This is a genomic window from Mesorhizobium sp. M2E.F.Ca.ET.209.01.1.1 (genome assembly GCF_004010375.2).
Lineage (GTDB): Bacteria > Pseudomonadota > Alphaproteobacteria > Rhizobiales > Rhizobiaceae > Mesorhizobium.
In genome coordinates, this window is the sequence record NZ_SADP02000002.1 from 151,533 (window position 1) to 174,145 (window position 22,613).

Genomic DNA, 22,613 nt, shown 5'->3' on the forward strand with positions numbered 1-22,613 from the left:
GGATCCTTGGTGCACGATCTACGGCATGGCAACACACAGGACCCAATGCCCTGTCCGCGGCACCTCGATTCCGCCTTGCAGGTGCTCTCTGGCGGCCAGTTTGGCATGCTCCAAATGAGCCCCGCAGGCAAGGAGAACGGCTACAAAATCCTTGAGCGCTATGCGGTATTCCCCGGGCTCGATGATCCCCGTGTGCTTATCCCACTCACCGGTGGTGCTAAGGCCCGCACTGCGGTCCTCGCGCAGTATGGGAAGGGAGCGGGTTCGCGCGTTTCGCGCCTGGCCGCCCAGATGTTGTCATTCGAAAGCCGTCTCGGTCTGCCGCTGTTGTCCTGGGGCAATCGCGTCTCCGTCGTCACAGATTCGCTTGGAGCCAAAGACACTCCGGTCCACGGCTTTCTTGCGGATGTGCTCGGAACGGGGGACTTCGTGATGAGTCTAAGGCTTGCCCCGGGCCGGCCCAATAGCAAGCCCGTCATTCAAGCGGTGTCGCCGCGAGGCCAGGTTTTGGCCTATGCGAAATTCGGCTGGGATGAGTTGACTCGCCGCCTGGTGCGCCATGAAGCGCAATTTCTCAGAAAACTGGCTCCGCTCTGCCGCGAGAGCGCCGTGGCCATTCCGACGGTGCTCGGCAGCGGACCCTGGCGCGGTCTCGAGGCGCTGATCGTCCACCAGCTTCCCGGCCGGGGGCGGTCCCCCATTGTGCACACGATGTTGCCGGCCGCTGCTGCCATCGCCAGCCTCGCGCCGTCACCACCCAAAGCCCTGGCTGAGACCCGCTTTTGGCAGGAGATTCGCACATTGGCCAGCCAATCAAGTCCTCTGCTGTCTGCCAGTGTCGCCGCCGCTGTCGAACATGGTTGGAAGACCGTGGAAGCGCGCTGGGGCGGGATCGTCTTCCCGCTTGGTGTAAGCCACGGTGATTGGATCCCGCCGAATATCCAGGTTCTTGGAGGTGGCCGTTTCAACGTGTGGGACTGGGAGCGTGGCAAAATCGGAGTTCCACTCGGCCTCGATATCATGCAGTTCGTGATGTTCATTGAAATGCGCCGTTTGACCAAGCTGCCGCTGATGCCGCGCATCATCCACGTTGGCCGCGCTGCCTTGCAAAGCACGGGCTTCAATCCGGACAATGCGCAGCCGCTCGCGGCGATCAGTCTGCTGCGCTCACTTTTGTGGTTTGTTGAATCCAGGTTTGCCGGCCGTGAAGAGAGCAACTGCAATGAATTCGCGACCGCCCTCGCGTCCTGCCTTCATTTTGGCGCGGCCGGAGGCGCCTTTGAAACGGATCTTCAGAATAACGATCACGACGAGAAGACCGAGAGATATCAAGTATCATGATCAATGAGAACCCGATCGCCGAAACAAGTCGCGAAGCCACATTCAGCGACCTCTTGGCTATTTTGCGCAAGCGCACTCGGACCATCATCACCACGATGCTCGTCATCACCATGGCATCTGCCGCGTTTGCCATATGGCGCGGCCCCAGCTACACGGCGACGGTGCTGGTCGTCGTCGACCCAAACAAGAGCATCACCGGCGCCCCTGTTGAGACACAGAGTCCCACCCCGGATCCCTCACTCATGCAGACCCAGGTCAACACTGTGCTGGGTAATCCTCTTGCCAACCAGACGATCGATGCACTGGACCTCCTCAATGATCCAGAATTCCAGATCAGCGCACATGGCCGGTTCCTTGCGCGGTCCTCAAGCAAAGATGAGGAAGAGAGCGCCACCGAAGAGTTGCGCGGATATGCACTTTACATATTTCAGCGGAACCTCGCCGTCTCCAATCCCCCGGAGTCACGCGTGATTCAAATTTCGTTCACTTCCATCGATCCCGGCAAGGCGGCAGCAATTGCAAATCAGCTGGCCAACTTCTACGTGGCCAATCTTCTCGAACGCAGAAATGCTGACATCAGTGCTTGGCGGGCACGCGCCCTGAAGTCGCTCGATGCCCAGAAGGGCCAGGTGATAGAAGCCGAAGGCAGGGTCGCTGACCTGCGTGCGAAGGGCCAGATATTGACAAGCAGCAATGTCACGCTCGCAAATTCCGATATGCAAGAACTAAATAAGCTGCTGATCGAGTCGAAGGCTGACGAAGCCAATCTCCGATCGAAACTATCCGCCATCGATCAGATCAAGTTGTCCGGCGGTTCTACCAACGCGATCAATGAGGTTCTCGCCTCCCAAGCCGTGTCGCAATTGCGCACGCAGGAACTGGATCTGATGCGCCAGATTGCCGAGAACTCAGCTATCTACAACGACCACAACCCGCGTACTGCAATCCTGAACGGCCACCTTGCCGACGTCAGGCAGCGCATTTCCCAAGAGATTGACCGCATCGTCACCGGCGTTCGCAACGAACTCGCCGCGGTCACTGCGCGGTCGGCAGCGTTCGAAGAGCAGTTAAAGGGAGCCGCAGACCAAAACGGACGCGCCGAGATTTACTCCGTGCAATTGCAGGTAGCTGAGCGCGACGCCGTAGCAAGGCGCTCGGTCTATGAGGATCTGCTGCGCTCCGAACAACAAGCCGATGCAATGCTCGGTTCTGCGGATGCGGGCGCTTGGGTCATGTCGCCGGCCGAGATTCCTATCAAGCCATCGAGCCTTAGTGTCTTCATCATCGCCGCTGCTGCTGCGGTGCTATCGACTCTGCTCGGGGCCGCGATAGCACTTGCGCGCGAATCCTTGGACAAGCGGCTCGTCGGTTCACGCGAGGTCGAGGAAGCGCTAGGGGTGCCCTGCCTGGCTCTGCTGCCCAAGCCTGATCGCATCGCCGGTCAGATCCGCCACCGCTCGGCCCTCGCCCGGAAAGCGAACTCCCTCTATGCCCACGCGGTTGGCGCTCTGGAGGCGCGACTGGCCGTTGCCTCACCGCGGGCCAGGACCATTGTGGTCACCTCACCCCTGCCGAGTCGCGAAAAGGCGCAGCTCGCTGTCGATCTCGCAGTCTATTCTGCCCAGGCCGGCAAGCGCACGGTACTGGTGAATTTCGACAAGTACCAACCGGTACCAATGCGAGATTTTGGCCTGCAAGTGCCGGCCGAAGCAACCAAGCTGTTGAGCTCAAATCTGAGTTCCGACACCTCGATCGACGTGGCGCTGACCCTCGATCAGGCAACGGGCCTCGACATCTTGTCCCTCGACGGCGAGCCCCAAAGTGACGCCCATGTTTCTGCCCCCCACAACAACATCGTGACGCTGATCAAGATGCTAGCCAAGCGCTACAAATATATCATCGTCAATGCGCCGCCGCTGCTGGGGGTAAGCGACTGCCACGCCCTCGCAAGCCATGGGGATTGCGTCCTCATCGCCCTGGAATGGGGCAGGACCGAGCGCTCCGACGCCGAGGCTGGTGCCGGAGTATTGCGGCGGCTCACCACCCGTTTGGTCTTTGCCGTCATGACCGGCGTCGAAATCCGGGGCCAACAAGTCCAGTCGTCAGGCCTGCTCACACAAAAGCGTTTCCGGAGACTCTATGAGGGATGAAGACCAAGGTGCCGCGCCATCCAACCGGAGGCGCTTCCTCCTTGCAGGTCTTGCTGGAGCAGGTGCTGCGCTGCCGGCGGGGGTGAGTGCCAATGCGTCCGACGCAGGCGCGGAATTCAGTCTTGGGGCACCGGGAAGTGTTAGGCGCCGCATTGAAGATAAACTGCGGGAATTGCCGTCGCTTGACGATTTCGGTGCGCGCGGCGATGGCGTCACCGACGACTCTGAGGCTCTGCAGGCAGCACTTGACTGGGCAGGGCAAAGGCCCGGCACGCGGCTGCGTGTACCGCCTCGCGTGTTCGGTCTCGCCCGCCCAATCGCCGTTCCGCAGTCGATCGAGCTTGCTGGCGAAGTGCCGGGGGATGGCAATTCTCCGCTGAGCGGTTTTCGGGCCCTGAAGGGATTTGAGACGCCATATGTCCTACACTATTCAAGCGTTGAAGGTGTGGCTCCACTGCCGCTTGCCGCATTGCTGGTCAGCCGTGAATGGGTGGAGGGGCAAGATTTTGCAAGACGCCTTCACATGCGCGACTTGTACTTCGACGTCGATGCCGTAACAGCGCAGGGCGGTGTTCCAGTCCACGGGCTTATGCTCGCCAATCAACAGCTCGACATTCATAACATTTGGATCCGAAGCGCCACCGGCTTTGGCCTGTGGATCAACACCCAGCGCCCCGACGGTACCTTTATGGGTGCGCTCGTCGACAACCTACTCCGTCGCGTATGGGTCAAGGGCGCGGGGGTAGGCGGAGCCAGTTTCACAGGACCACATGGCGAGATGAATTTCGGCGGCATCCTGATCGGCGCTTTGCCGGGAGCCCGAGACCCCACAGGCGCGGCTGAGCCGCCATTGGCGACTGACGGCATCTTGGACTATTGCACCGTCGCCGTCGGCCCCGAAGCACTTCTGGGTTGCCGTGGTAACGGCATTCACATCACCCGATCCGCAGGATGGCGCGCCACCGGTTGCCACCTAAACGGCGCGGGGCGTAATGGCATGGTCTTCGAGCATGCCTTCCAGACGGAAATTTCAGGTTGCTACATTGATGGTTGGGGCGTCGGCGCGGGAGAGCGCGAAGGGGTTCTCTCAGCCATATCGTGCAACTCCGTCGTCGCGCTCGGCGACGGCGCCGATGGCTCGCTCATTATCTCATCCAATCGTATCGCCTGCCGCCCTGTTGCGGCCACTGCCGGAAATGATTATGTGGCAATCAGCCTCCGGGCCGGATCGATGCCCACAGCGCGCGCCGTCGTCATCGGCAACACGATTGTCAGGCGGGGCGCTGCCACCCATGCCGTTTCCACATTCGATTTCGGAAAGGCGGGGGGCGGCGAATTTGAAGCGATAGTCATTGGAAACTCCGCCCCGGGAACCGTTACTCCCTTCTTGCGGCCTTGGGATGAAACAGCGGTCCGGCCCCGCTTCACCGGCAACAGTTTTCAGTTTGCAAGCGCTCCACCGTCACTGGGGTGGCACCCTGCGGGCCTCCGCATCGACAACGATGCACCTACTCCAGGTGCCGCGGCGGCATGGTTCTGTGTGATGCGCGGAAGCCCAGGCAACTGGCGGAGTTGCGGAAGGATCGACTCCTGAAGATGTCCGTGAATGCTGCCCCATCGCGCCTCTTTGCCGCCAGCCGCAGGCGGGAGAAGGGCTATGCTCACCTTACCGAAACAGCTTTTTCGATTTTTCTGCTCGGGCTACCGATTTGGTGGGCCTTGGGGATCGGCTTCGTGATGCCGATGTTACTCGCCCTCATCTTGTTGATCATGCGCCCTTCGGTAAACCTGCATTTCACTTTGGGAGACTGTCTGCTCGCCTTCGTCATCGTTGCGCTCACCGGATCCGCATTCGTCAATGGCTTCGTCATCGCGCAGGAACCGCTGAGATTCGCCGCGGCCATCTACAATGCGGCAATCTGGGCGAGCGCCCTCATCATCGTCCAGCAGTTTCGCGCGCTCCTCAAAGATGCCGGCGATGGGCGCCGCCGCATTCTTCATCGTGCCTTCTGGAGCTTTGTAGTTCTCATCCCCCTGACCTGGGGCGCCTTCGTGTTCGCCTATGCAGTCAGGCGATTCGACTTGCAATTCCCAAGTCTCTTTGGCGCCATCGCCGGTAACAGGATTCCAGATTCGGCTGCTCTCATCCGCCAGTCCACAACAATCACCCTCACTATTGCCGACTGGGGCTTGCACGGAACTCCGATGCCACGCATCGGCATCTATGGCCCCTATCCAAACGCCACTGCCATCATCATCGCCATCCTCGGTGTCCTGGCGCTTCTGCACCTGCATAACCGTGGAGGCCGGCGAGCCCAGCTCGCGCCATTGCTTGAGGGCCTCATCACGGCAACACTCGCCATTTCGTTAAGCCGTTCAGTTCTGGCAGGCTGGTTGGCGGGGCTCGCGGTGGCGGGAATAGCTTTCGGTTCGCCATTTCGACGCTTTGCAAGCATTGCGGCGGTTGCCGCGGCCCTTCTCCTGCCGCTACTCGCGGACTTATCGTCGCTCACGACTTATCGGGAATACAGCACCAACAGCCGCACCGACAACTACGTCCGAGCCGTCGTCGAAACGCTCGACAACAATCCCGTCTTCGGCCTCGGCATAAAGCCGCGCGAAGAAATCAGCCATATTGCCTTGGGTTCGCACTCGACTTTCATCTCCGCTTTTACAAAGGGAGGCGTTCTCGGTCTGTCGCTGGTGGCAGCCTACCTGCTGGTTCTTCCGATCATACGCTGGCTCGGTCTCGCGGCGGCCGCCACGAGGCTGCCAGTCGTTGCCAGAACGCAGCTCCGGCTGTTGTTGACGCTTCAGATCACTTTGTGGGCGTGGCTCGTGTTCGAGGATATTGACGCACCCGCGATCGCCTCCATACTGATTTTCCTCTTCATCGCCTACAGCGAGTTTCTCGCAGCCAGCTTGCAACCCGCCCGCAGGGTGGCGCTGCAGTCCCCGATGCTGCAGAGTCCCCGGTCATGACCTTCCTCCCGTCGGCGTGGCCGGAGACCGCCAATGCCGGCGCCGCTTTGCGCCGCAAGTTGAACGGGCGCATCCTGCGGGTACTCTTCGTGCGCAGCGCCGGTGTTGCTGCCCTGTTCGCGCTCGAAATCGTTTTGGCCCGGTCACTTGGCGCAGCGGATTACGGCGCGTTCAATGTCGCCTTGGCGATCGCCACAGTCGCAGCGCGGCTTGCTCCGATGGGCTGGCTCAATGCTTCGACGCGGCTCCTGAGCGCTTACACCAACGCGCAACAGTTCGGTCTCATCAAGGGGGTGCTGCTGCAGGCTTATGCGACGACTATCGCCGGGCTCGCCATATTCCTCGGGGCGCTGGGCTTCGCACGCTTCATGTGGCCAGGTATCGCGGGCAACATAGTTCCGGCCTATATGGCATTACTTGCCACAGCACTGACACTGCTTGAACTCAATCGTTACCTATTGCGCGGCTTCCACGCGGGCGACCTCGGTGAGGCTTTGCCTACCCTGATGCTGCCAATGGCCGTCATTGGCTTGGTGTTGGCACTGGGGCTCCACGATCCAGGCCGTGCGGTGGTCTATTACGGCGCCAGCTGCGTTCCGCTCCTTGCGATTTCAGCGGTTGCAGTCGCGAATTTTACGCCGCCCGCCACCTGGAAGACAGCAGCCGAATGGCGTGTGGGCGAATGGGCTTTTGCAGCCGCCGCCATGCTGGTCGGCAGTCTTAGTGACGAGCTCGTATCACGCACCGCCGTGCTGATCTTGGGCTTTACCGGCGACAACCATGGTGCGGGACTTTATCAAGCCGCGTCGCGGCTCGCGCTGATGAACGTCTTCATGCTGCGGATCATTACGCCGGTTGCGGCGCCGTGGATTAGCGTGATGTTCAACGAGGGCCGCCTCGAGGAACTGAGGACGTCATATTTGCGCCTTTGTCTGTTGTCGCTCGCTGGTGCACTGCCGCTTGCCGTAGCATTCTGGGCGGCGCCAAGTCTTGTGCTCGGCTGGTTCGGCAACGAGTTTATTGGAGCGGCCGCTATCCTCCGTCTCCTTGGTCTGGGCTATCTGATCTCTGCCGCCGTAGGCCCTTGCGCCACCGCACTGATGATGGTTGACAAGGAGCGGACCTACGGCAAGCTGGCACTGGGCTTCGCGGCATTCAATTTCGCAGCAACCTTCATCCTTTCGGCCCTTTACGGTGCCGATGGCGCCGCCGTTGCGACCGCGGGTACCCTAATCGCCGCCAACATCACCTATTTCATATGTTTCTGGCGAACGATCAAACCTTGAGCACTTGGTAGCCGTCCCATAAGCGCCGTCCTCAATTGATCGTGAAGGGAAACACCGGCAAGCCGGAATTGGTGGAGCCGCGCATTGCAATCGCTTTTGACGATCAGCCGGTGTGCGCCAGAGGCAGCGCCCACTCCCGCAGGAACTCATGACGGGCCAAAGCTTCCCGCGGCCTCTACAATCCTGACGCCAGCAATCCCGTTGTGGAAATCAGCATCGCGCAGGGCGATCGAATGGGTCTGGGCCACCGGCTTCTCCCACCACCGGCGAATTGAGCGTCTAACAAGGGAGCCCGGCACTGGCTGGCGCAGGCTCACTTCGCAATGGCGGGTGACGTCATCCTGCGGTTTTCCATTATCGATGTAAGTCTGGGGGAGGGGCCGCAGACCGGCTCAGTAGGCGGAATCTGATTCGAACACCTCACGGACGGTCTGAAGGAAGATCAGGCAATCGACTGGCAAACTGGCGTTCTCGATATACTCCAAATCAATGTCCACACGCCGCCGCATGTCCTGTATTCGCGGGGTGCCCCCGCGCGCGCCGCTGATTTGCGCAAGCCCAGTCAGGCCTGGGCGAACTTCAAATCTCCGCACATAATGTGGGATGCGCGCCATATAGAATCGGTCATGCTCAACGGCATGTGGCCGCGGGCCGACGAGTGACATCTCACCACGCACCACGTTGAAGAGCTGTGGAAGCTCATCGAGGCTCGTCGCCCGGAGGAACCGGCCCAATGGGGTGACTCGTGAATCCCCCCGGATCGCTTGCTCGACCGTTCCCGCCCGCGTCTCCGCCCAATACATCGTACGGAACTTGAGGAGCATGAACGGCTTCATGCCTATTCCGCTCCGCCGTTGCCGGAAAAGGATTGGTCCAGGCGATGTTATTGAAATACCGACGGTTATGAGCCCTATCACCGGGATCAGGGCAACCAACAAGAGTACAGCTACCAACGTATCCAGCGAGCGTCTGAACCGGCTGTTAAGATAACTGCGGGATAGATCGATAATAACCCGATCAGTAGATTGCTCTAACACACCCATGCCGACCCCTACAAACGACATGGCTTCATTGCAATAAGAACAACATTCCAGACTAAACACACCGTCTGGTGGGTATCGCTGCGTCCTTTTTACTCAGCATCGCCGAGACAATTAGCGCATCTCATACACCGCCATGCGTCCAGATTGCAACTGCGCCTCCGGGAAGATTTACTGCAAATAATTTTACAAAATTTGGATTAAAGAGTCGAGCGAAATTAACTCTCGCAACGCGATTGACGTTAGCCTGCCGATGCGAAAATGAGCCGGACGATATTGTAGTCGCGGCGCCGTTCTTCAAGTGCGGCGCGCCTGGGCGAGTGAGGTGAACAGGGTCTCGTTCAGGAACGCGTCGCACGGCTGGCCGCTGAAGTTTTCCATCAAGGGGTCGGAACAAGAACTGTTCCCACCGACACCCTAAGACCGGAGGAGCACGAACTTGCGTGATTGATCTGCAGATGAAGCTGCCGGCCGGTTGAAAGCATTTGGCTGATGGCGACCAATTTCCCCTTGAAGTCCGTGTGTGCCAAGGGAGAAGGCGAGCGGGTAGAAGAAGGCTCGTCAGCTCAAAGGAAGCTGCGATACTCGTGGGTATTGCGACGGACGAGGATAGTCCGATCGGTCACTTTACACTGGACCCGGCAGATCGTTTGGAATGCGAGCTCCGCCGCCGACCGCAGAACAAGCTGGGCTTCGCGGTTCAGCCTTGCACTATGCGCCAGACGGGGACGTTCGCCGGCAACGGACACGGATCTACGGAATTCCTTGCGCCCCGGTACTCCTTTAGGATGAATCTAAGGCTGGCACTCGAAGTGCTAAGGTAAATATTGTCCCTTTGAAGTAAACTTGTCGGTTTTTGGGAGTTGTCATCATGGCATCAGGAAACACAAGCCGCTCGAAGAACAAGTCCGAGGGCATTGCCTCCCATGCGCCGCATAAATAAACCGCCTCGAAGGTGGGCGGGCGTTTTTCACTGGTTAAAGCGCGTCGCGTGAATTTGTCAAACGCGACGCGCTTCAAGGGAGCTTCGTACGATCTACCAGCACGCGCTGGCCTACGCACGATCCCGAGATTCGATGAATTGGCTGGCGGGACGACAATCCGATGAAGCAGCACCAGGCCGTTGATGGAACCACGGCGGTAGGTCGTGCCGACTGCAGCGCGGCCAACTTGGTGATCGAGGGTCGGCTGGCGCGCGTCGGGGGGCAGAACATCCTGTTCGGCTCGTCCGGGCAGGCCATCTTCGCCGTCAACGATACCGCTGCCGACATCTGGTGCTCTGTGGAAGAAGGCATGCCGCCGTCGGCCATTGCGTTCGAGATTGCGCGCGGCGGCATCGATAGGCATGAGGCAAACAGGTATGTCGAGGCAGCCCTCGAGGACTGGGAACGACTGGGTCTGATACGGCCCCGTGCGCCTTTGTCTCCGCCGTCGGCATACGACCATGTGAGTCGGGTGGTCGCCATTGCTGGCCTTCATATACGCATCGCCTATCCGGCGGCCTGGGCCTTTCCGGCCATCGCCGTATTTCGGCATCTCGAAGTTCAGACAGATGCTGCAGATATTCTGCTACATCTGGCCGAGCACCGCGGACGGATTCATCTGTTCCGGGATTCCGACTGGATCCAGTCCTGCTCGCCCGACGAACTTCCCGTCGTGCTGAAAGGGCACTTGCTTACAGAGGTTCTCGAGCACGGCGCCTATGAACTTGCCGTCCATGCGGCTGCGCTTCTCGGAAGAGAACGCGTCGTGCTCCTCTGCGGAAATCCGGGTGCGGGCAAGACGACGTTGACCATGGCATTGGTCCATGCAGGCTTCGGCTTCGCCGCGGACGACGTGACGCTTCTGGACTCGAAAGGGCTCTGCGTGGGTCTTCCGTTCGCTCCCGCTGTCAAGGCGGGAGCATGGCCGCTTCTGGCCGAATACTGCGCCGATCTCCATGCCATTCCAATCTTTCGCCGTCCGGATCGCCGACGCGTGCGGTTTGCCGTGCCGAGGACGTTCGCACCGCATTCTCCTCATTCCGTCGGCAGTGTGATCCTGCTCCGTCGAGGTCACGACACGAAAGCCTGCCTGGCGCCGGTCGATCCAGCGAGCGCTTTGCGCGGTCTGCTCAACGGCGCTTTTGCGCCCGGCAGGGAAGTAACCGGAGCCGCGTTTGATGCGCTGAGCAAAATCATCGGATCGGCGCAGGCCTACTGCCTGACCTATTACAGACTCGACGATGCGGTGGAACTGATCGCGAGGGCATGCCGATGATGCGCGCCGGCGCCACGCTCGATGCGTTGATCGCGGGACTTCGCGGCCGGCCACCCGCCGGCGCCGACTGGCAGGCGGTGATCGCGCTTGCGAACCATACTCTGCTCACACCCGCCTTGTTCTCCTCCCTCGCGCATGCCGGCCAGATCCACGGCCTGCCGCACGACGTGCGCGAGTACCTCCGGTTCGTTCACGACTGCAACCGGGAACGGAACCTGCGCTTGCGCGCCCAGCTGGCTGAAGCCGTCGCAGCGCTGAACCGGCGCGAGATCGTTCCGCTCCTGCTCAAGGGGGCAATACCCTTGTTTCTTTCCGTCCCTGAGCGCGTCCCCAGCAGGATGACCAGTGACCTCGATTTGGCTGTGGAGCCGACCGAAGAGGCGAGCGCCCAAGCTTGCCTGGAAGCGCTTGGCTACGCGCCGGTGGCGAGCGGTCGGGGCTTGGCCCGCCGGCAGGACGCTGGAATGCTGGAATTGCGGACCAGTCAGACAAGCGCATTCGGCCCGTCCAGTCCCGTCGAAAGAAATGGTTTGCGCGTTAAAATTCCTCCGGCACATTCTCGCGCCCTGCACTGGATGATGCATGACCTTCTCAAGGAGGGGGACTACTGGCGCGGACGGATCGATCTCAGGCACCTTCATGATCTGGCGCAGTTGGCCGAAAGCGACGACATGGATTGGACGGCTTTGCGGGCAGCCATGTCGGATCGAGGCGCCCGCAATGCGCTCGACACCCAACTCCTGGCTTTGCACCATTTCTTCGGGACGAGGATCCCGACGAGCGGCGCACCGCGCCCGATGGTTCGCTTCCAGCACTGGAGGCGGGTTTTCACGGCGAGACATCCCTTCCTCGGCGCCCCCTTGCGTTTGGCCGCCAATCTGGCGTGGGGCACACGGCGGTTCTCGCGTGCCGACGATTTGGCGCGGCGCGGTCCGTCTGATCTCGGACGTCGTGTTATTCGCACTCTTTTTTTCTCTGGCGCGAAAGTCTAAGCCTTTGGGTGGCGTACTGGTTTATTTTTCTGCAATCTATAAAGTAATTTTCCAGAAATAGAGGGCCTTGACATGGCGATCGAAAATAAACCTTCGGAAGGGAAACCGGAGATTCTCGTTTCCGAAGCTCAGGCGCGTCGTGACTTTCTCAAGAAGGCGGGACGCTTCGCGGCGGTCACGCCGCCAGCCATCACGCTTCTGCTCGGCACGAGCTTGAACTCCAGGGCAATCGCCAAATCGGGCGGATGGCCGGGCAACGGCTGGGGGGACAAGAACCACATTCACATCGGCCCTCCCGGCCAAACCGGAAAATAGTGGTTCGAGAAATTTAGGCCTTTGTTCGACAGCATTTGAAATGCCCGGGCCGCTCGATCAGCCCGGGCTTTTTTGCTGGGCGCTGATCTGGCCCATCCGCATGCGCGGACCTTCCACCATCCCGAGCATCTCGGAGCCGGCCACCATGACATGTGGCCGTGGTGTGCTTGGAATTCTCCCTACGCAAGCAGCAGACTGCTCACGAAATTGTCGTTCTGGAACTGCTCGACATGAGTCCAGTTGTCAGGACAGCAGCCAGTCCGAGCCCAGATGGATTTCGAACAACCGGCCATCAGCGACCTGGTCGACGCCGTAGTCGGCGACATAGAGGCTCATTTGCTGTCCGTCGTTTGGGTCGGAACTTGGTGCTAGCTCTAGACCCTTGGGCCTCACCGCCACCCCGGTAATCGGGTTTGTGTAGGCCGGCGAGTTGAGGACGCTGATTGTCGAGATGATGTCGCCGGCCTGATCCATCTCCCAGATATTCGGGCTCAATCCGGAGGCTACGAAGAAGATGCCGTGAGTTGGATCGTAGGCCAGCGCCTCCGCGTCATGCATTACCGAGGGGAGATTTATGGTTCTCACCAGTGCCCCATCGCCAGTCAGTTCGTACATCAGTTTCTGATGGCCATCGAGCTCGAAGATGTGGCCGGTCGTCGGATCGAACCGCAAGTCCTCGCTGTCGTCCTGCCCCAGGGATGCCGTGTCGAATGATCCAAGCTTGACCGTTGGATTGGCCGGGTCGACCCAGAACACCTCCAGCTGATCGTCATCGGAGATATACATATGACCGTTGGACGGATTGATCCCGAGGCCGGTGGGCTCGAAGGTGAATGACTCCAGGCTGTATCCCTGAGTAGCACCGGTGGGACCGATCGAGAACAGGTTGGTCTGGCTGAACCACGGTCTCTCATCATGTTCCGAGTCGGCAATGAACAGCTTGTGAGAGACCGGATCATAGGCCAGGCCGGAGGGATCGCCGATACCTGCCCCTGCCGCATCGACATCGCGGAAAGGGGCCGTGGTGAGGTCGGTCACGGCGACGACACTGGCTTGAATGACGGGGTTTGGATCGTTGTCGTAAATCGTACCAGTCGCCGTATTCTCTGCGATGAAGGCACCGTTTGCGGAGTTCAACTTGAGGCTAAAGGATTCCGTGTTCTCGGTGAGCGTGTCGTCCTTGAGCGTGAGCGCAAGATCCAAGGAAGTCTGGCCGGCAGAAATGGTCACTATACCGGTCGCGGGGCCGAGCAGGTCATTGGCGACGGTGGCGGTGCCGTCGATGATCGAGTAGCTGATCGGAATGTCTTGAGACGCAGCGTGGTCGAGACTGAGGTGGAAGGTAATATTGGCGCCCGGGCCTTCGGTTTGCGCGGCATCGGAAATGCCCAGGACCGGCATGGAACTGGTGCCGATCAAGTAGGTCACGGCGAGCTTCGGGTGCACTGAACCCTCGGAGGAGTCAAACCTCCAGGCGTCGGTAGAACCTGTGCTGATCAGCCAGCCCTGATTTGCAGCATTGAGTTCAGCAGCAGTCGTACCCGCGGTTGCCCAGGCGCGCAGGCTTGCGGTGACATCAACCGTGGTTGGTCCGAGAGCGGTCTGCCCCACAGTCACGTCCGCCACGGACAGGGCCTGGACGCCATTGGCCTGGACGCCTCCAACCATCGAGTTCCAAGTCGCGCTTTCGGTCCAGTCAACCAGCATGCGATAGAACGCACCATTGGCCGCCGACGCAGATTCGTTGTTCGTCTGTAAGGTGAGGGTTGCCGAGGTGATGGTGGCACCCACTGGGATCTGCCCCGGGCCCGAACCAAACAAATTGTCGAAACAGAGCAGCGCTTGCTTGGCATTGGCGACGCCGGCATCGGCTTTGTCGACACTCACTGCGATGTCGGAGCCGAAAGACGTCGTGGGCTTTGCCTGATCCAAGGTGGTGTCCAGGGTGGCCGCATAGCCGTTCAATCCATCCTGGAATACTACGGTCGTGGGGGTGGGAATGGCGTTCACCGTCAGTTCGGCCGATGCCGCTGCGCTGTAGTCGTGGCCATCGAATGCCCGGTAGGTAAAGCTGTCGGTTCCGGTGAAGCCGGCAATGGGCGTGTAGGTGAACGAGCCGTCCGCGTTGAGCGCCAACGTGCCCTTGCTGGGGCCGACGAGCAGCACCGCCTGCAGCACGTTGTTATCGGCATCGCTGTCATTGGCGAGGACGCCATTGGCAGCGCTCTTCGTCAGGGTCGAGCCGGCATTCAAGCTGTAGACATCGTCACTGGCTACTGGAATGGCGTTGGGCGAACTGACCACCAGACTGACAGTTGCCGTGTTGCTATAGGCTGTCCCGTCGAAGGCCTTGTAAGTAAAGCTGTCGGTTCCGGTGAAGCCGGCAACTGCCGTGTAGATGAACGAACCATCGCTATCGAGGGTCAGGCTGCCATTGGCAGGCCCCGTCTGCAGGACGGCCTCGAGCGGGTTGCCGTCGGCGTCGCTATCATTGGCGAGGACGCCCCCCGCCCTGACGACGCTAAAATCCGTCCCGGCCGTGACATTGTAGCTGTCATTGGCGGCAACAGGTGCCGTGTTGCCGGACGTGACCGAGAGCGTGACGGCGGTAGCGGCGCTGTACGCAGCCCCATCGAAAGCCTCGTAAGTAAAGCTGTCCGGGCCAGTGTAACCGGCGGCGGCGGTGTAGTCGAAGGACCCGTCGTCCAGCAGATGGAGCGTCCCGTGCGACGGGCCTGAAATCAACACGGCATGGAGGGCGCTGCCCTCTGCGTCGTGATCATTGGCTAGGACGCCTTGCGCCACCGACACATTGAGTTGCACGCCGGCTTCGGCTGCATAGGCGTCTGCGCTAGCAACCGGCGCGTCGTTGGTGCCGGTGATGGTGACATTGATTTGCTGGGTGGCCGACCCGCCATGACCGTCCGACACCGAAATCGTGTAGGCGATGGTCAAGACCTGGCCCTGTCCCAGGAAGTCAAAGGCTTGCGATCCGGAGTTGAATTGCCAGCCGAGGTTATGCGAGTCGCCGGCGTTGGCAGCAAGCCCCGTGGCCGGAGTGAGCGTCAACAGTCCTTTGACATCGGCTTCGACGAGGCCGCCGGTCGCGCCAGTCAGAACCGCCTTGGTCACAGTTGAACTGACGGTGTCGGAGGTATCGACATCGGTCACCGTAAGGTTGCCGGCAGCCGTAAGCGTGGCATTGGTTTCGGTCAGGTTGGCGCCTGCACTGTCGCCGCTGCCGATCGAGATCACCGGATTATCGTTAACGCCAGTGATGGTAAAGGTAAGCGTGCTGCTGCTGGTATTTCCGAGTTGATCGTTAGCCGTATAGCCGAATCTCTCGGTTACGACCGCTCCCGCAGCCAAGGCCTCGGCCTTCGCCAAGTCGGCTGTGTAGCTGTAGCTTCCATCGGCATAGACCGTAAGGGTCCCGTAGAGGCCCTGAATGGTAGTCGTCGAGCCCACCAGCTTGGAGGTGTTGCCATACTTGATCCACTTTAACGCGGAGGTTCCCGTGTCGTTGGCAAGCAAGTTACCAGTGACCGTGGTATCTTCGAGAAGACTTGCGGTGTCCGCCTTGGCTTTTATTGTCATTTACCCTCACCCTCGGGATTGAAGCCACGCGGTTGATAAGTTTAATCCTTATCCGAGCCGGTTTAAAGGCAGCGTGCATCCACCAAAGGAGGTATGGCAATTGGACGGGGGTTTCCGAAACTGTCATCAGCCGACCAAGTCATTATTGCAGCTGTAATTTTTGAACCTCTGCAAACTCTGCAGGTCCTGCACTGCCTTTAGCAGCGTTTGTGCAGCCCCCGATGCTCTGTCCTGCACAGTCGGGAAAACCCTGCACAAGCAGTTGTCGGGGTATGCCGCAACGCCTCGCAACTCCACCCGGCTATTCAAGCCGGCGGCCTCGTCCGGCCGGCCGTGAACTGCGATGCAAATCGTAAGACCCAAGCCGCGCGCTTGAAGATCCAGCAATGGTTGGACCGGCTGAGCATGAATTCGACTGTATGTCGAACGGTGACGTCATCCGAACGAGCGACCGTCGCGGTCGGCGATTGCACATTGTTCCCTACGTGAACCCGACCACCCACGCAGCTTGCAAAGAGCGTGGCAGACGTAATTCAGGCAACGCATCTAAAAGCCCTGGGCACGCGAATTACAAGCATCGCTCCTCCAAAAGAAGTACCTGCAGGCACATCCTCGGGCGTAGCAACAGCTATGGATTTATGCACAAAAATTAGCTAAATCTATATTAGGGTCGGCGACAATGTAGACCGGGTGGGTCGGATGTCGACCAACAAAGGCGGCATGTTCAATTTGCTGCTGTTGTGGTTGTGGCCAATGGCACTATCAAGGTCCCGGTGATCCAGTTCAGCGTCCTGCAGGCGTTCGTGCCGCAACCGCTCACCATGAACCTGACGGCGACTCTCACCGATGGCGATAACGACACCAAGTAGGACCCGTTCTCGATCACTCTCGCCTGACGGTGGACTCTCCGCGGCCGGGCACTCGCCCGGGCCGCCCTGCTCGTAGAACTGGGGGGTGGGCAATGGACGCGGTACCGGAAACCTTTGTCGACGCGTTTGGCGAGATCTCGTTGAAGCACGGCATGATCCGTATCGAGCTGGTCTCGCTGTCGGGCTCCGAGCCGCGCGTGACGCAGCGGCTGATCACCAGCCTGCAGGCCTTTTCTCAAATGCTGCAGGCGCAGAACGGCATGCGCGAACAGCTCGAGAAAGCGGGCGTGATCCGGTCACTCCAGCCATCGCCGGTAGCCGAGCCGGGCTTCCAGCCCACGTCTCCCCCGCCAGCGGGGGAGGAAATGGGAGGAACTGGAGCGACGTTAGTAAGGCTGATGCCGCAACAGGCATGGCCTGCCGCGGCAACGCCCGCGGCGCTGCAGCTGCCGAAGTCGCCAAATTTTAGCGACGAGCAATAGCCAAAATGCGTCAGTGCCTCATGCCGAACAGAGCTGCTCTCCGCCTTTCATGGCGCGGCGCAAGCACGCCCAGCCCCGTTAACGTCACGGCGCCCGTTCACGCGCCGACCAGCCAGCACGCCGCGGAGCGAGAGCTATGAACGATCTCTACGGCAAACTGAATAGCTGGTTGTCCGATGCGCTCGCCACTGTCGTTGCCGCCGGGCACGGGCCGATCGCCGAGTGGCTCCACAGGCCGAGCCCCCCGGTTCAGTTCCTGCTGTCTACGCTGCTGGTATGGCTCGTCCTCACCTGGATGACCCGAACGCGCTCCTCCACCCTCCGCGCCGCCAAGGCTGACAATCTGCGCGGTACCGTGGAAGGATCTCCAGTCGAAACAGCACTGCAGTGCCTTGTCGCCATCGGGCGGCATTACGGCATCGATCTTTCCCCCGAGCGCATCAAGCACGACTTTGCCCTGAGGCCGGACGACGACATCGACCGGCTGCTGCCGAAGATCGCCCGCAGCAGCGGCATGCGCAGCCGCAAATTGAAGGTCGGCTGGAATGATCTCCAACGCCTCGGCGAGGCCTATCCGGCGATGGCCCGGCTGACAAACGGCAACAGCGTCATCCTGCTCGGATACAACGAGAACAAGGTCGGGGTCCTCGACCCCCTCGCCGACCGCCTGGCGGTATTGCCCCTCGACCAGGCGACGTTCTGCAGGAAGTGGACCGGCGAACTCCTGCTGCTGCGTCGCTCATTCGCGCTGACGGATGAAAGCCGGCCCTTCGGCTTTACCTGGTTCCTCCCGGAAGTCGTCCGCAATGGGGCGATGTTCCGCGACATCGCGGTCGCGGCGGTCGCGCTGCAAGTACTGGCGCTTGCCCTGCCGATCTTTATCCAGATCACCGTCGACAAGGTGCTCGTGCACCAAGCCTATACGACGCTCGCAGTGCTCGCCATAGGGGTCAGCGCCGCGGTCGTGTTCGACGCGATTTTCAACTATCTGCGGCGTATCCTGCTGGTCTACGCCTCGGCGCGGATCGATGTGCGCACCTCGATCCGCACCTTCGCGCGCCTGCTGTCCTTGCCGATCGATTTCTTCGAGCGCGCCTCGGCCGGCGTCATCACCAAGCACATGCAGCAGGTCGAGAAGATCCGGGAATTTCTGACTGGCCGCCTCTTCCTGACGTTGCTCGACGCCACCTCGTTGCTGGTCATCGTGCCGCTGCTGTTCCTCTACAGCGGTCGCCTCGCCACAATGGTGCTCGGCTTTTCCGCCCTCACCGCTTGTGTGATCGGCGGGCTGATCCCGCTCTACCGCCGCAAGTTGCGCGTCCTTTACGAGGCCGAAGGGCAGCGTCAGGCCTATCTCGTCGAGACCATCCACGGCATGGAAACGGTCAAGGGCTTGGCGACCGAGCCCTTGCGCCAGCGCGACTGGGACGCCCTCTGCGCCCAGGCCGCCGAGTCGCGGTTCGACGTCGGGCGGATTTCGACCTCGGCGCAGGCGGTGATCGGGCTCCTCGAAAAGCTGCTGACGGTCGCGGTCGTCGGCTTCGGCGCCCTGCTGGTCTTCGACAGACAGATAACAGTCGGCGCGCTGATCGCGTTCAACATGCTGTCGGGGCGGGTCACCACGCCGCTCTCACAGATCGTGGGGTTGGTGCAAGGCTACCAGGAGGCCGGACTCTCGGTGCGAATGCTCGGCAACATCATGAACCGCAGTCCCGAGCGGCCATCGAATGTGCGCGGCCTGCGCCCGCCGATCGTGGGCACCGTCGAGTTCGAACATGTGATCTTCCGCTACAGCGAAAGCGCTCCGCCGGCCCTGAACGACGTGTCGCTGACCATCCCGGCCGGTTCGGTATTCGGCATCGTCGGGCGCAGCGGCTCGGGCAAGTCGACATTGACGCGGCTGATGCGCGGCACGTACCCGATCCAGCACGGCTCGGTACGGGTCGACGGTCATGAAATTCGCGAGCTAGACCTCCCGCATTTGCGCAGCAACGTCGGCGTCGTGATGCAGCAGTGCTTTCTGTTCCGTGGCACCGTACGCGAGAACATCGGGGCGACCAAGCCGGATGCGACCCTGGAGGAGATCGTCGACGCCGCGACGATGGCGGGCGCCGACGAGTTCATCAAGCTTCTGCCGCAGGGCTACGACACCTTGCTCGAGGAGGGCGGCACCAACCTGTCGGGCGGCCAGCAGCAGCGCCTATCGATCGCCCGTGCCTTGCTGCGCCAACCGCGCATCCTCATCCTGGACGAGGCGACCTCCGCGCTTGATCCCGAGAGCGAGGCGATCGTCCAGGCAAACCTTGCCCGCATTGCCGAGGGGCGAACCGTGGTCATGGTTTCGCACCGTCTGTCCTCGCTCGTCGCAGCGGACGCCATTGTCGTGCTCGATCGCGGCCGGATCGTCGATCACGGGAAACATGGCGAACTTCTGTCCCGCTGCATGACTTACCGACAGCTGTGGAACCAGCAGAACAGGCATCTTGCCCGATGAGCACGCTCCTTCCAGCGGTGAGAGACTTTCAAAGCGACGCTCGCAAGATCGACGAGCGACGCGTGCCCTGGGTCGTGGGGGCCACGCTGTACGTACTTGTCGCGCTCATCATGGTCGCAGGCATCTGGGCGTCGGTGGCCAAGGTCGACCAGATCGTGGTCGCACCAGGCAAGCTGGTGACGACGGCCTCGACGATTGTGGTGCAGCCACTCGAGATCTCGACCGTGCGCAGCATCGACGCCAAGGTTGGCGGCATCGTGCGGAAAGGTGACGCATTGGCGACCCTCGACGCCACTTTCAGTGAAGCCGATGCCGACCAATTGCGGGGAAAGGTCGCGAGCCTCGCCGCGCAAATCGAGCGGCTCGAGGCCGAACTCGACGACCGCCCGTACAAGCCCCAGAACCTGGATGACGAAGCGCGCCTGCAGTCGACGATATGGATCCGGAGGATCGAGGAGAACAAGGCTAAGCTGGCTTCTTACGATCGGCAGATCCGTAATGTTCAAGCCCAGATGGCGACCAAGAGCGCCGATCGGGAGGCATTGGAGGTACGCCTTGGCGTGGCGAAGGATCTTGAGACGATGCGCGACGTTCTGCTGAAGAGGGAGGTTGGCTCGAAGGTCGACTATCTGTCTGCCAAGGGTCAGCGGCTGCAGGTCGAGCAGGAAATGCTGCTTGCGGGCAACAACATGGCTGAGCTCGAGGAGAATGTGGAACGCTTGAAGGCCGAGGAAGCGGCTTACCTCGCAGAGTTCCGCCAGAAGACCGCCGAGGAACTGGTCCAAGCGCGCCGCGATCACGATGCCGCGGCCCGGGACCTCGACAAGGCGGTGCGGCGGAAGGCTGTCACGGTGCTAACCGCACCCGCCGACGCGATCGTGCTCGAAGTGGCGCAGCGCTCTGTTGGCTCGGTCGTGAAAGAAGCTGAGCCGCTCTACACCCTCGTTCCTCTAGGCTCTCCGTTGGAGGCGGAAGTCTCTGTCGAGGGGCTCGATGTCGGACACGTCGAGCCCGGCAGTGAAGTTCGCCTGAAACTCGAGGCGTGGCCCTTCCAGAAGCACGGTACCCTGTCCGGCAAGGTTCGAACCGTCTCGGATGACACCTTCACGCCGGATCCGAAGAATGGTGGGCAGCAGCGTCCTTACTACAAGGCACGGGTGGAGTTGACCGCGATCGACCTGCGTGATGTGCCGCGCAGTTTCCGCTTGATCCCGGGCATGGCAGTGACCGCGGAGATCAAGGCCGGCGATCGCACGATCTTGTCATATATCCTCTATCCGCTCCTGCGTGGTCTCGACGAAAGCATCCGCGAACCCTGAGTCACGAAGCTAACGCGAACCGACGTCCGCCCGAGTCGAATTGGCGCGCGCTGCCGTCGCCCGTGGGAGAAAGACGCGACCCTGGGTCAATATTGAGGTTAACTTTTTGCCATCCGGGGTTAAAAGACGAAATGCCCAGATTTTTCTTCGATCTCTGCGACACTGGAGATGTCTATTACGATGCACGCGGGGCCTGCTACTTGGACCCGAAACGGCGAAGGAACGAGCGCTCGAGATGGTTCGCAAACTAGTGGCTGGCCCACCACCCACTAACTACCGCAACCTAGTTTCCACAGTCCGGGATTTCGACGGGACTCAAATCATACAACTCAGATTTGAGTTCACCAATCAGGCGATAATGGCAGAGCAGCGCCAGACCTGGGCGCCTTGCCTTGAGTCGCAGTCGTGCCTGGGCTCAATCTTTAACGGACTACAAAATACACCATTAACGGTGCTCGGTAACGGTTGATTCAACCATTGCTAGTATACAGAAGGTGGCGGCTTCGACCGTGGCGCGGGGTGTGCTATACGTGCCGAAGCCGCCTGCGCGGGCGGGTGGCCCCGCGCTGTCTCAGAATAGGACAGCGTGGTCTACAATTAGTTAAGGCTAAAATGACGAGGCGGTGATCAGCGCCGATCTTGTGCGTGCCAGCGGGCGAGCGATGGTCAGATTTGAATGGCTGCCTGTATGTCTCGGGCGGCCCAGCAAGCATGGGTGTGACTTGGATCGCCGCTGGGCCTAACCGGCGTGTTGGCGGCACCGGCTGGAACAACAGGATACTCCTGTTCCGGGAGTTGCTGATTCAGCAAAAAGGGGATGCTCCAGAAGCGTTAGCCACCCAGTCGACTGCGGCTGAACGACACTGAGCGGTCGTCGCTGTGAGGCTGGGTTTGCGAGATCGGAGCAACGCGCTCTGGACCGAAGTCCACGGGTACAGTCCGCGACAAATGCGGAGACAATAGCGTGCAGGCAGCCAAGTGCGACGGATTGGCCGTATCACGCGTAGACGCGTCTGGCCGAGAACTTGCCCGTTTCCGAAACGGGCGGTCGGAACGGTTCGATCTGTCCGCCGATCTTTTCCAGATACTGCATCAACGCGGTCAGCAGATGATAGAAGATGCTTGCAGGAACTTCGGTCGCCACCGATCTTTCGATCCACAAGCCGACCGGCGCCGGATCGATATGCCATCTGAAGAGGCGGGCGACGCGAGCTTCGATCTCGGCTTTCGGGTCCGGGCCCGCGAATTCCGTCCAAGGCGGCGGCAGCCTTGATCGCCTCACATTGCTTCGGGAGCCGCAAAGCGTCCCGATGAGCGCATTGGCGCATGGGCAAGCGCGAGCAGCACGCAGGAATGGTCACCAGAAACCGGCCATCAAGGCTATATCGGCTCGGTGATGGTGCCGATGCTGCTGCGTGCGGGGCATGCGCTCTGCGGCTATGACAGCGACCTCTACCGCCCCTGCACCTTTGCCTCGGGAGGCGAGC

At 60.7% G+C, this 22,613-nt stretch carries 14 protein-coding genes and 2 pseudogenes; 13 read left to right on the forward strand and 3 right to left on the reverse strand.

Features of this window, described 5'->3' with window-relative positions:
* Nucleotides 1-6 precede the first annotated feature (6 nt).
* The 5 genes from EN852_RS04195 to EN852_RS04215 are packed head-to-tail and all read left to right on the forward strand — an operon-like array spanning nt 7 to nt 7,759.
* A complete protein-coding gene (locus EN852_RS04195; protein WP_127880100.1) occupies nt 7-1,341 on the forward strand; it encodes a hypothetical protein in 1,335 nt (444 codons plus the stop codon).
* Entirely contained in the window at nt 1,338-3,491 is a 2,154-nt protein-coding gene (locus tag EN852_RS04200; RefSeq protein WP_127880099.1) for an exopolysaccharide transport family protein, read from the forward strand. Before EN852_RS04195 ends, EN852_RS04200 begins: the two co-directional genes overlap by 4 nt.
* Nucleotides 3,481-5,085 (forward strand): right-handed parallel beta-helix repeat-containing protein, encoded by a 1,605-nt coding sequence (locus EN852_RS04205; protein ID WP_127880098.1) that lies wholly within the window; start codon nt 3,481-3,483, stop codon nt 5,083-5,085. The genes EN852_RS04200 and EN852_RS04205 overlap by 11 nt, the downstream gene beginning before the upstream one ends.
* 2 nt (nt 5,086-5,087) lie before the next feature.
* Entirely contained in the window at nt 5,088-6,473 is a 1,386-nt protein-coding gene (locus EN852_RS04210; RefSeq protein ID WP_189545701.1) for an O-antigen ligase family protein, read from the forward strand.
* Entirely contained in the window at nt 6,470-7,759 is a 1,290-nt protein-coding gene (locus EN852_RS04215) for a lipopolysaccharide biosynthesis protein (RefSeq protein ID WP_127880096.1), read from the forward strand. Before EN852_RS04210 ends, EN852_RS04215 begins: the two co-directional genes overlap by 4 nt.
* A gap of 392 nt (nt 7,760-8,151) precedes the next feature.
* On the opposite strand, the gene EN852_RS04220 is transcribed toward EN852_RS04215, so the two are convergent.
* A complete protein-coding gene (locus tag EN852_RS04220; RefSeq protein WP_127880095.1) occupies nt 8,152-8,823 on the reverse strand; it encodes a sugar transferase in 672 nt (223 codons plus the stop codon).
* 497 nt (nt 8,824-9,320) lie between these two features.
* Between EN852_RS04220 and EN852_RS04225 the strand changes: the two are divergent.
* The 4 genes and pseudogenes from EN852_RS04225 to EN852_RS04240 all read left to right on the forward strand — a co-directional run.
* Nucleotides 9,321-9,545: pseudogene (locus tag EN852_RS04225) on the forward strand (DUF4158 domain-containing protein); the annotation flags it as partial.
* 358 nt (nt 9,546-9,903) lie between these two features.
* A complete protein-coding gene (locus EN852_RS04230; protein WP_127880093.1) occupies nt 9,904-11,058 on the forward strand; it encodes an aldolase in 1,155 nt (384 codons plus the stop codon).
* Nucleotides 11,055-12,050, forward strand: a complete 996-nt coding sequence (locus EN852_RS04235) for a nucleotidyltransferase family protein (protein WP_127880092.1) — start codon at nt 11,055-11,057, stop codon at nt 12,048-12,050. Before EN852_RS04230 ends, EN852_RS04235 begins: the two co-directional genes overlap by 4 nt.
* Nucleotides 12,051-12,122: 72 nt before the next feature.
* Nucleotides 12,123-12,365: a hypothetical protein gene (locus EN852_RS04240; RefSeq protein ID WP_127866844.1), complete on the forward strand. Its 243-nt coding sequence runs from the start codon at nt 12,123-12,125 to the stop codon at nt 12,363-12,365.
* Between the two features lie 243 nt (nt 12,366-12,608).
* On the opposite strand, the gene EN852_RS04245 is transcribed toward EN852_RS04240, so the two are convergent.
* Nucleotides 12,609-15,962, reverse strand: a complete 3,354-nt coding sequence (locus tag EN852_RS04245; RefSeq protein ID WP_127875641.1) for an Ig-like domain-containing protein — start codon at nt 15,960-15,962, stop codon at nt 12,609-12,611.
* Between the two features lie 746 nt (nt 15,963-16,708).
* Between EN852_RS04245 and EN852_RS43125 the strand changes: the two genes are divergently transcribed.
* From EN852_RS43125 to EN852_RS04260, 4 genes are all read left to right on the forward strand, one after another.
* The gene (locus EN852_RS43125) at nt 16,709-16,831 is read left to right on the forward strand and encodes a hypothetical protein (RefSeq protein ID WP_281407771.1); all 123 of its coding nucleotides are present in this window, start codon (nt 16,709-16,711) and stop codon (nt 16,829-16,831) included.
* Between the two features lie 92 nt (nt 16,832-16,923).
* The gene (locus EN852_RS04250) at nt 16,924-17,313 is read left to right on the forward strand and encodes a hypothetical protein (protein ID WP_127875640.1); all 390 of its coding nucleotides are present in this window, start codon (nt 16,924-16,926) and stop codon (nt 17,311-17,313) included.
* 136 nt (nt 17,314-17,449) lie between these two features.
* A complete protein-coding gene (locus EN852_RS04255) occupies nt 17,450-19,807 on the forward strand; it encodes a peptidase domain-containing ABC transporter (RefSeq protein WP_246694171.1) in 2,358 nt (785 codons plus the stop codon).
* Nucleotides 19,804-21,126, forward strand: a complete 1,323-nt coding sequence (locus EN852_RS04260) for an HlyD family type I secretion periplasmic adaptor subunit (RefSeq protein WP_127875639.1) — start codon at nt 19,804-19,806, stop codon at nt 21,124-21,126. Before EN852_RS04255 ends, EN852_RS04260 begins: the two co-directional genes overlap by 4 nt.
* Before the next feature lie 997 nt (nt 21,127-22,123).
* On the opposite strand, the pseudogene EN852_RS04265 reads toward EN852_RS04260, so the two are convergent.
* Nucleotides 22,124-22,412, reverse strand: a pseudogene (locus tag EN852_RS04265) (AGE family epimerase/isomerase); the annotation flags it as partial.
* Nucleotides 22,413-22,613 lie beyond the last annotated feature (201 nt).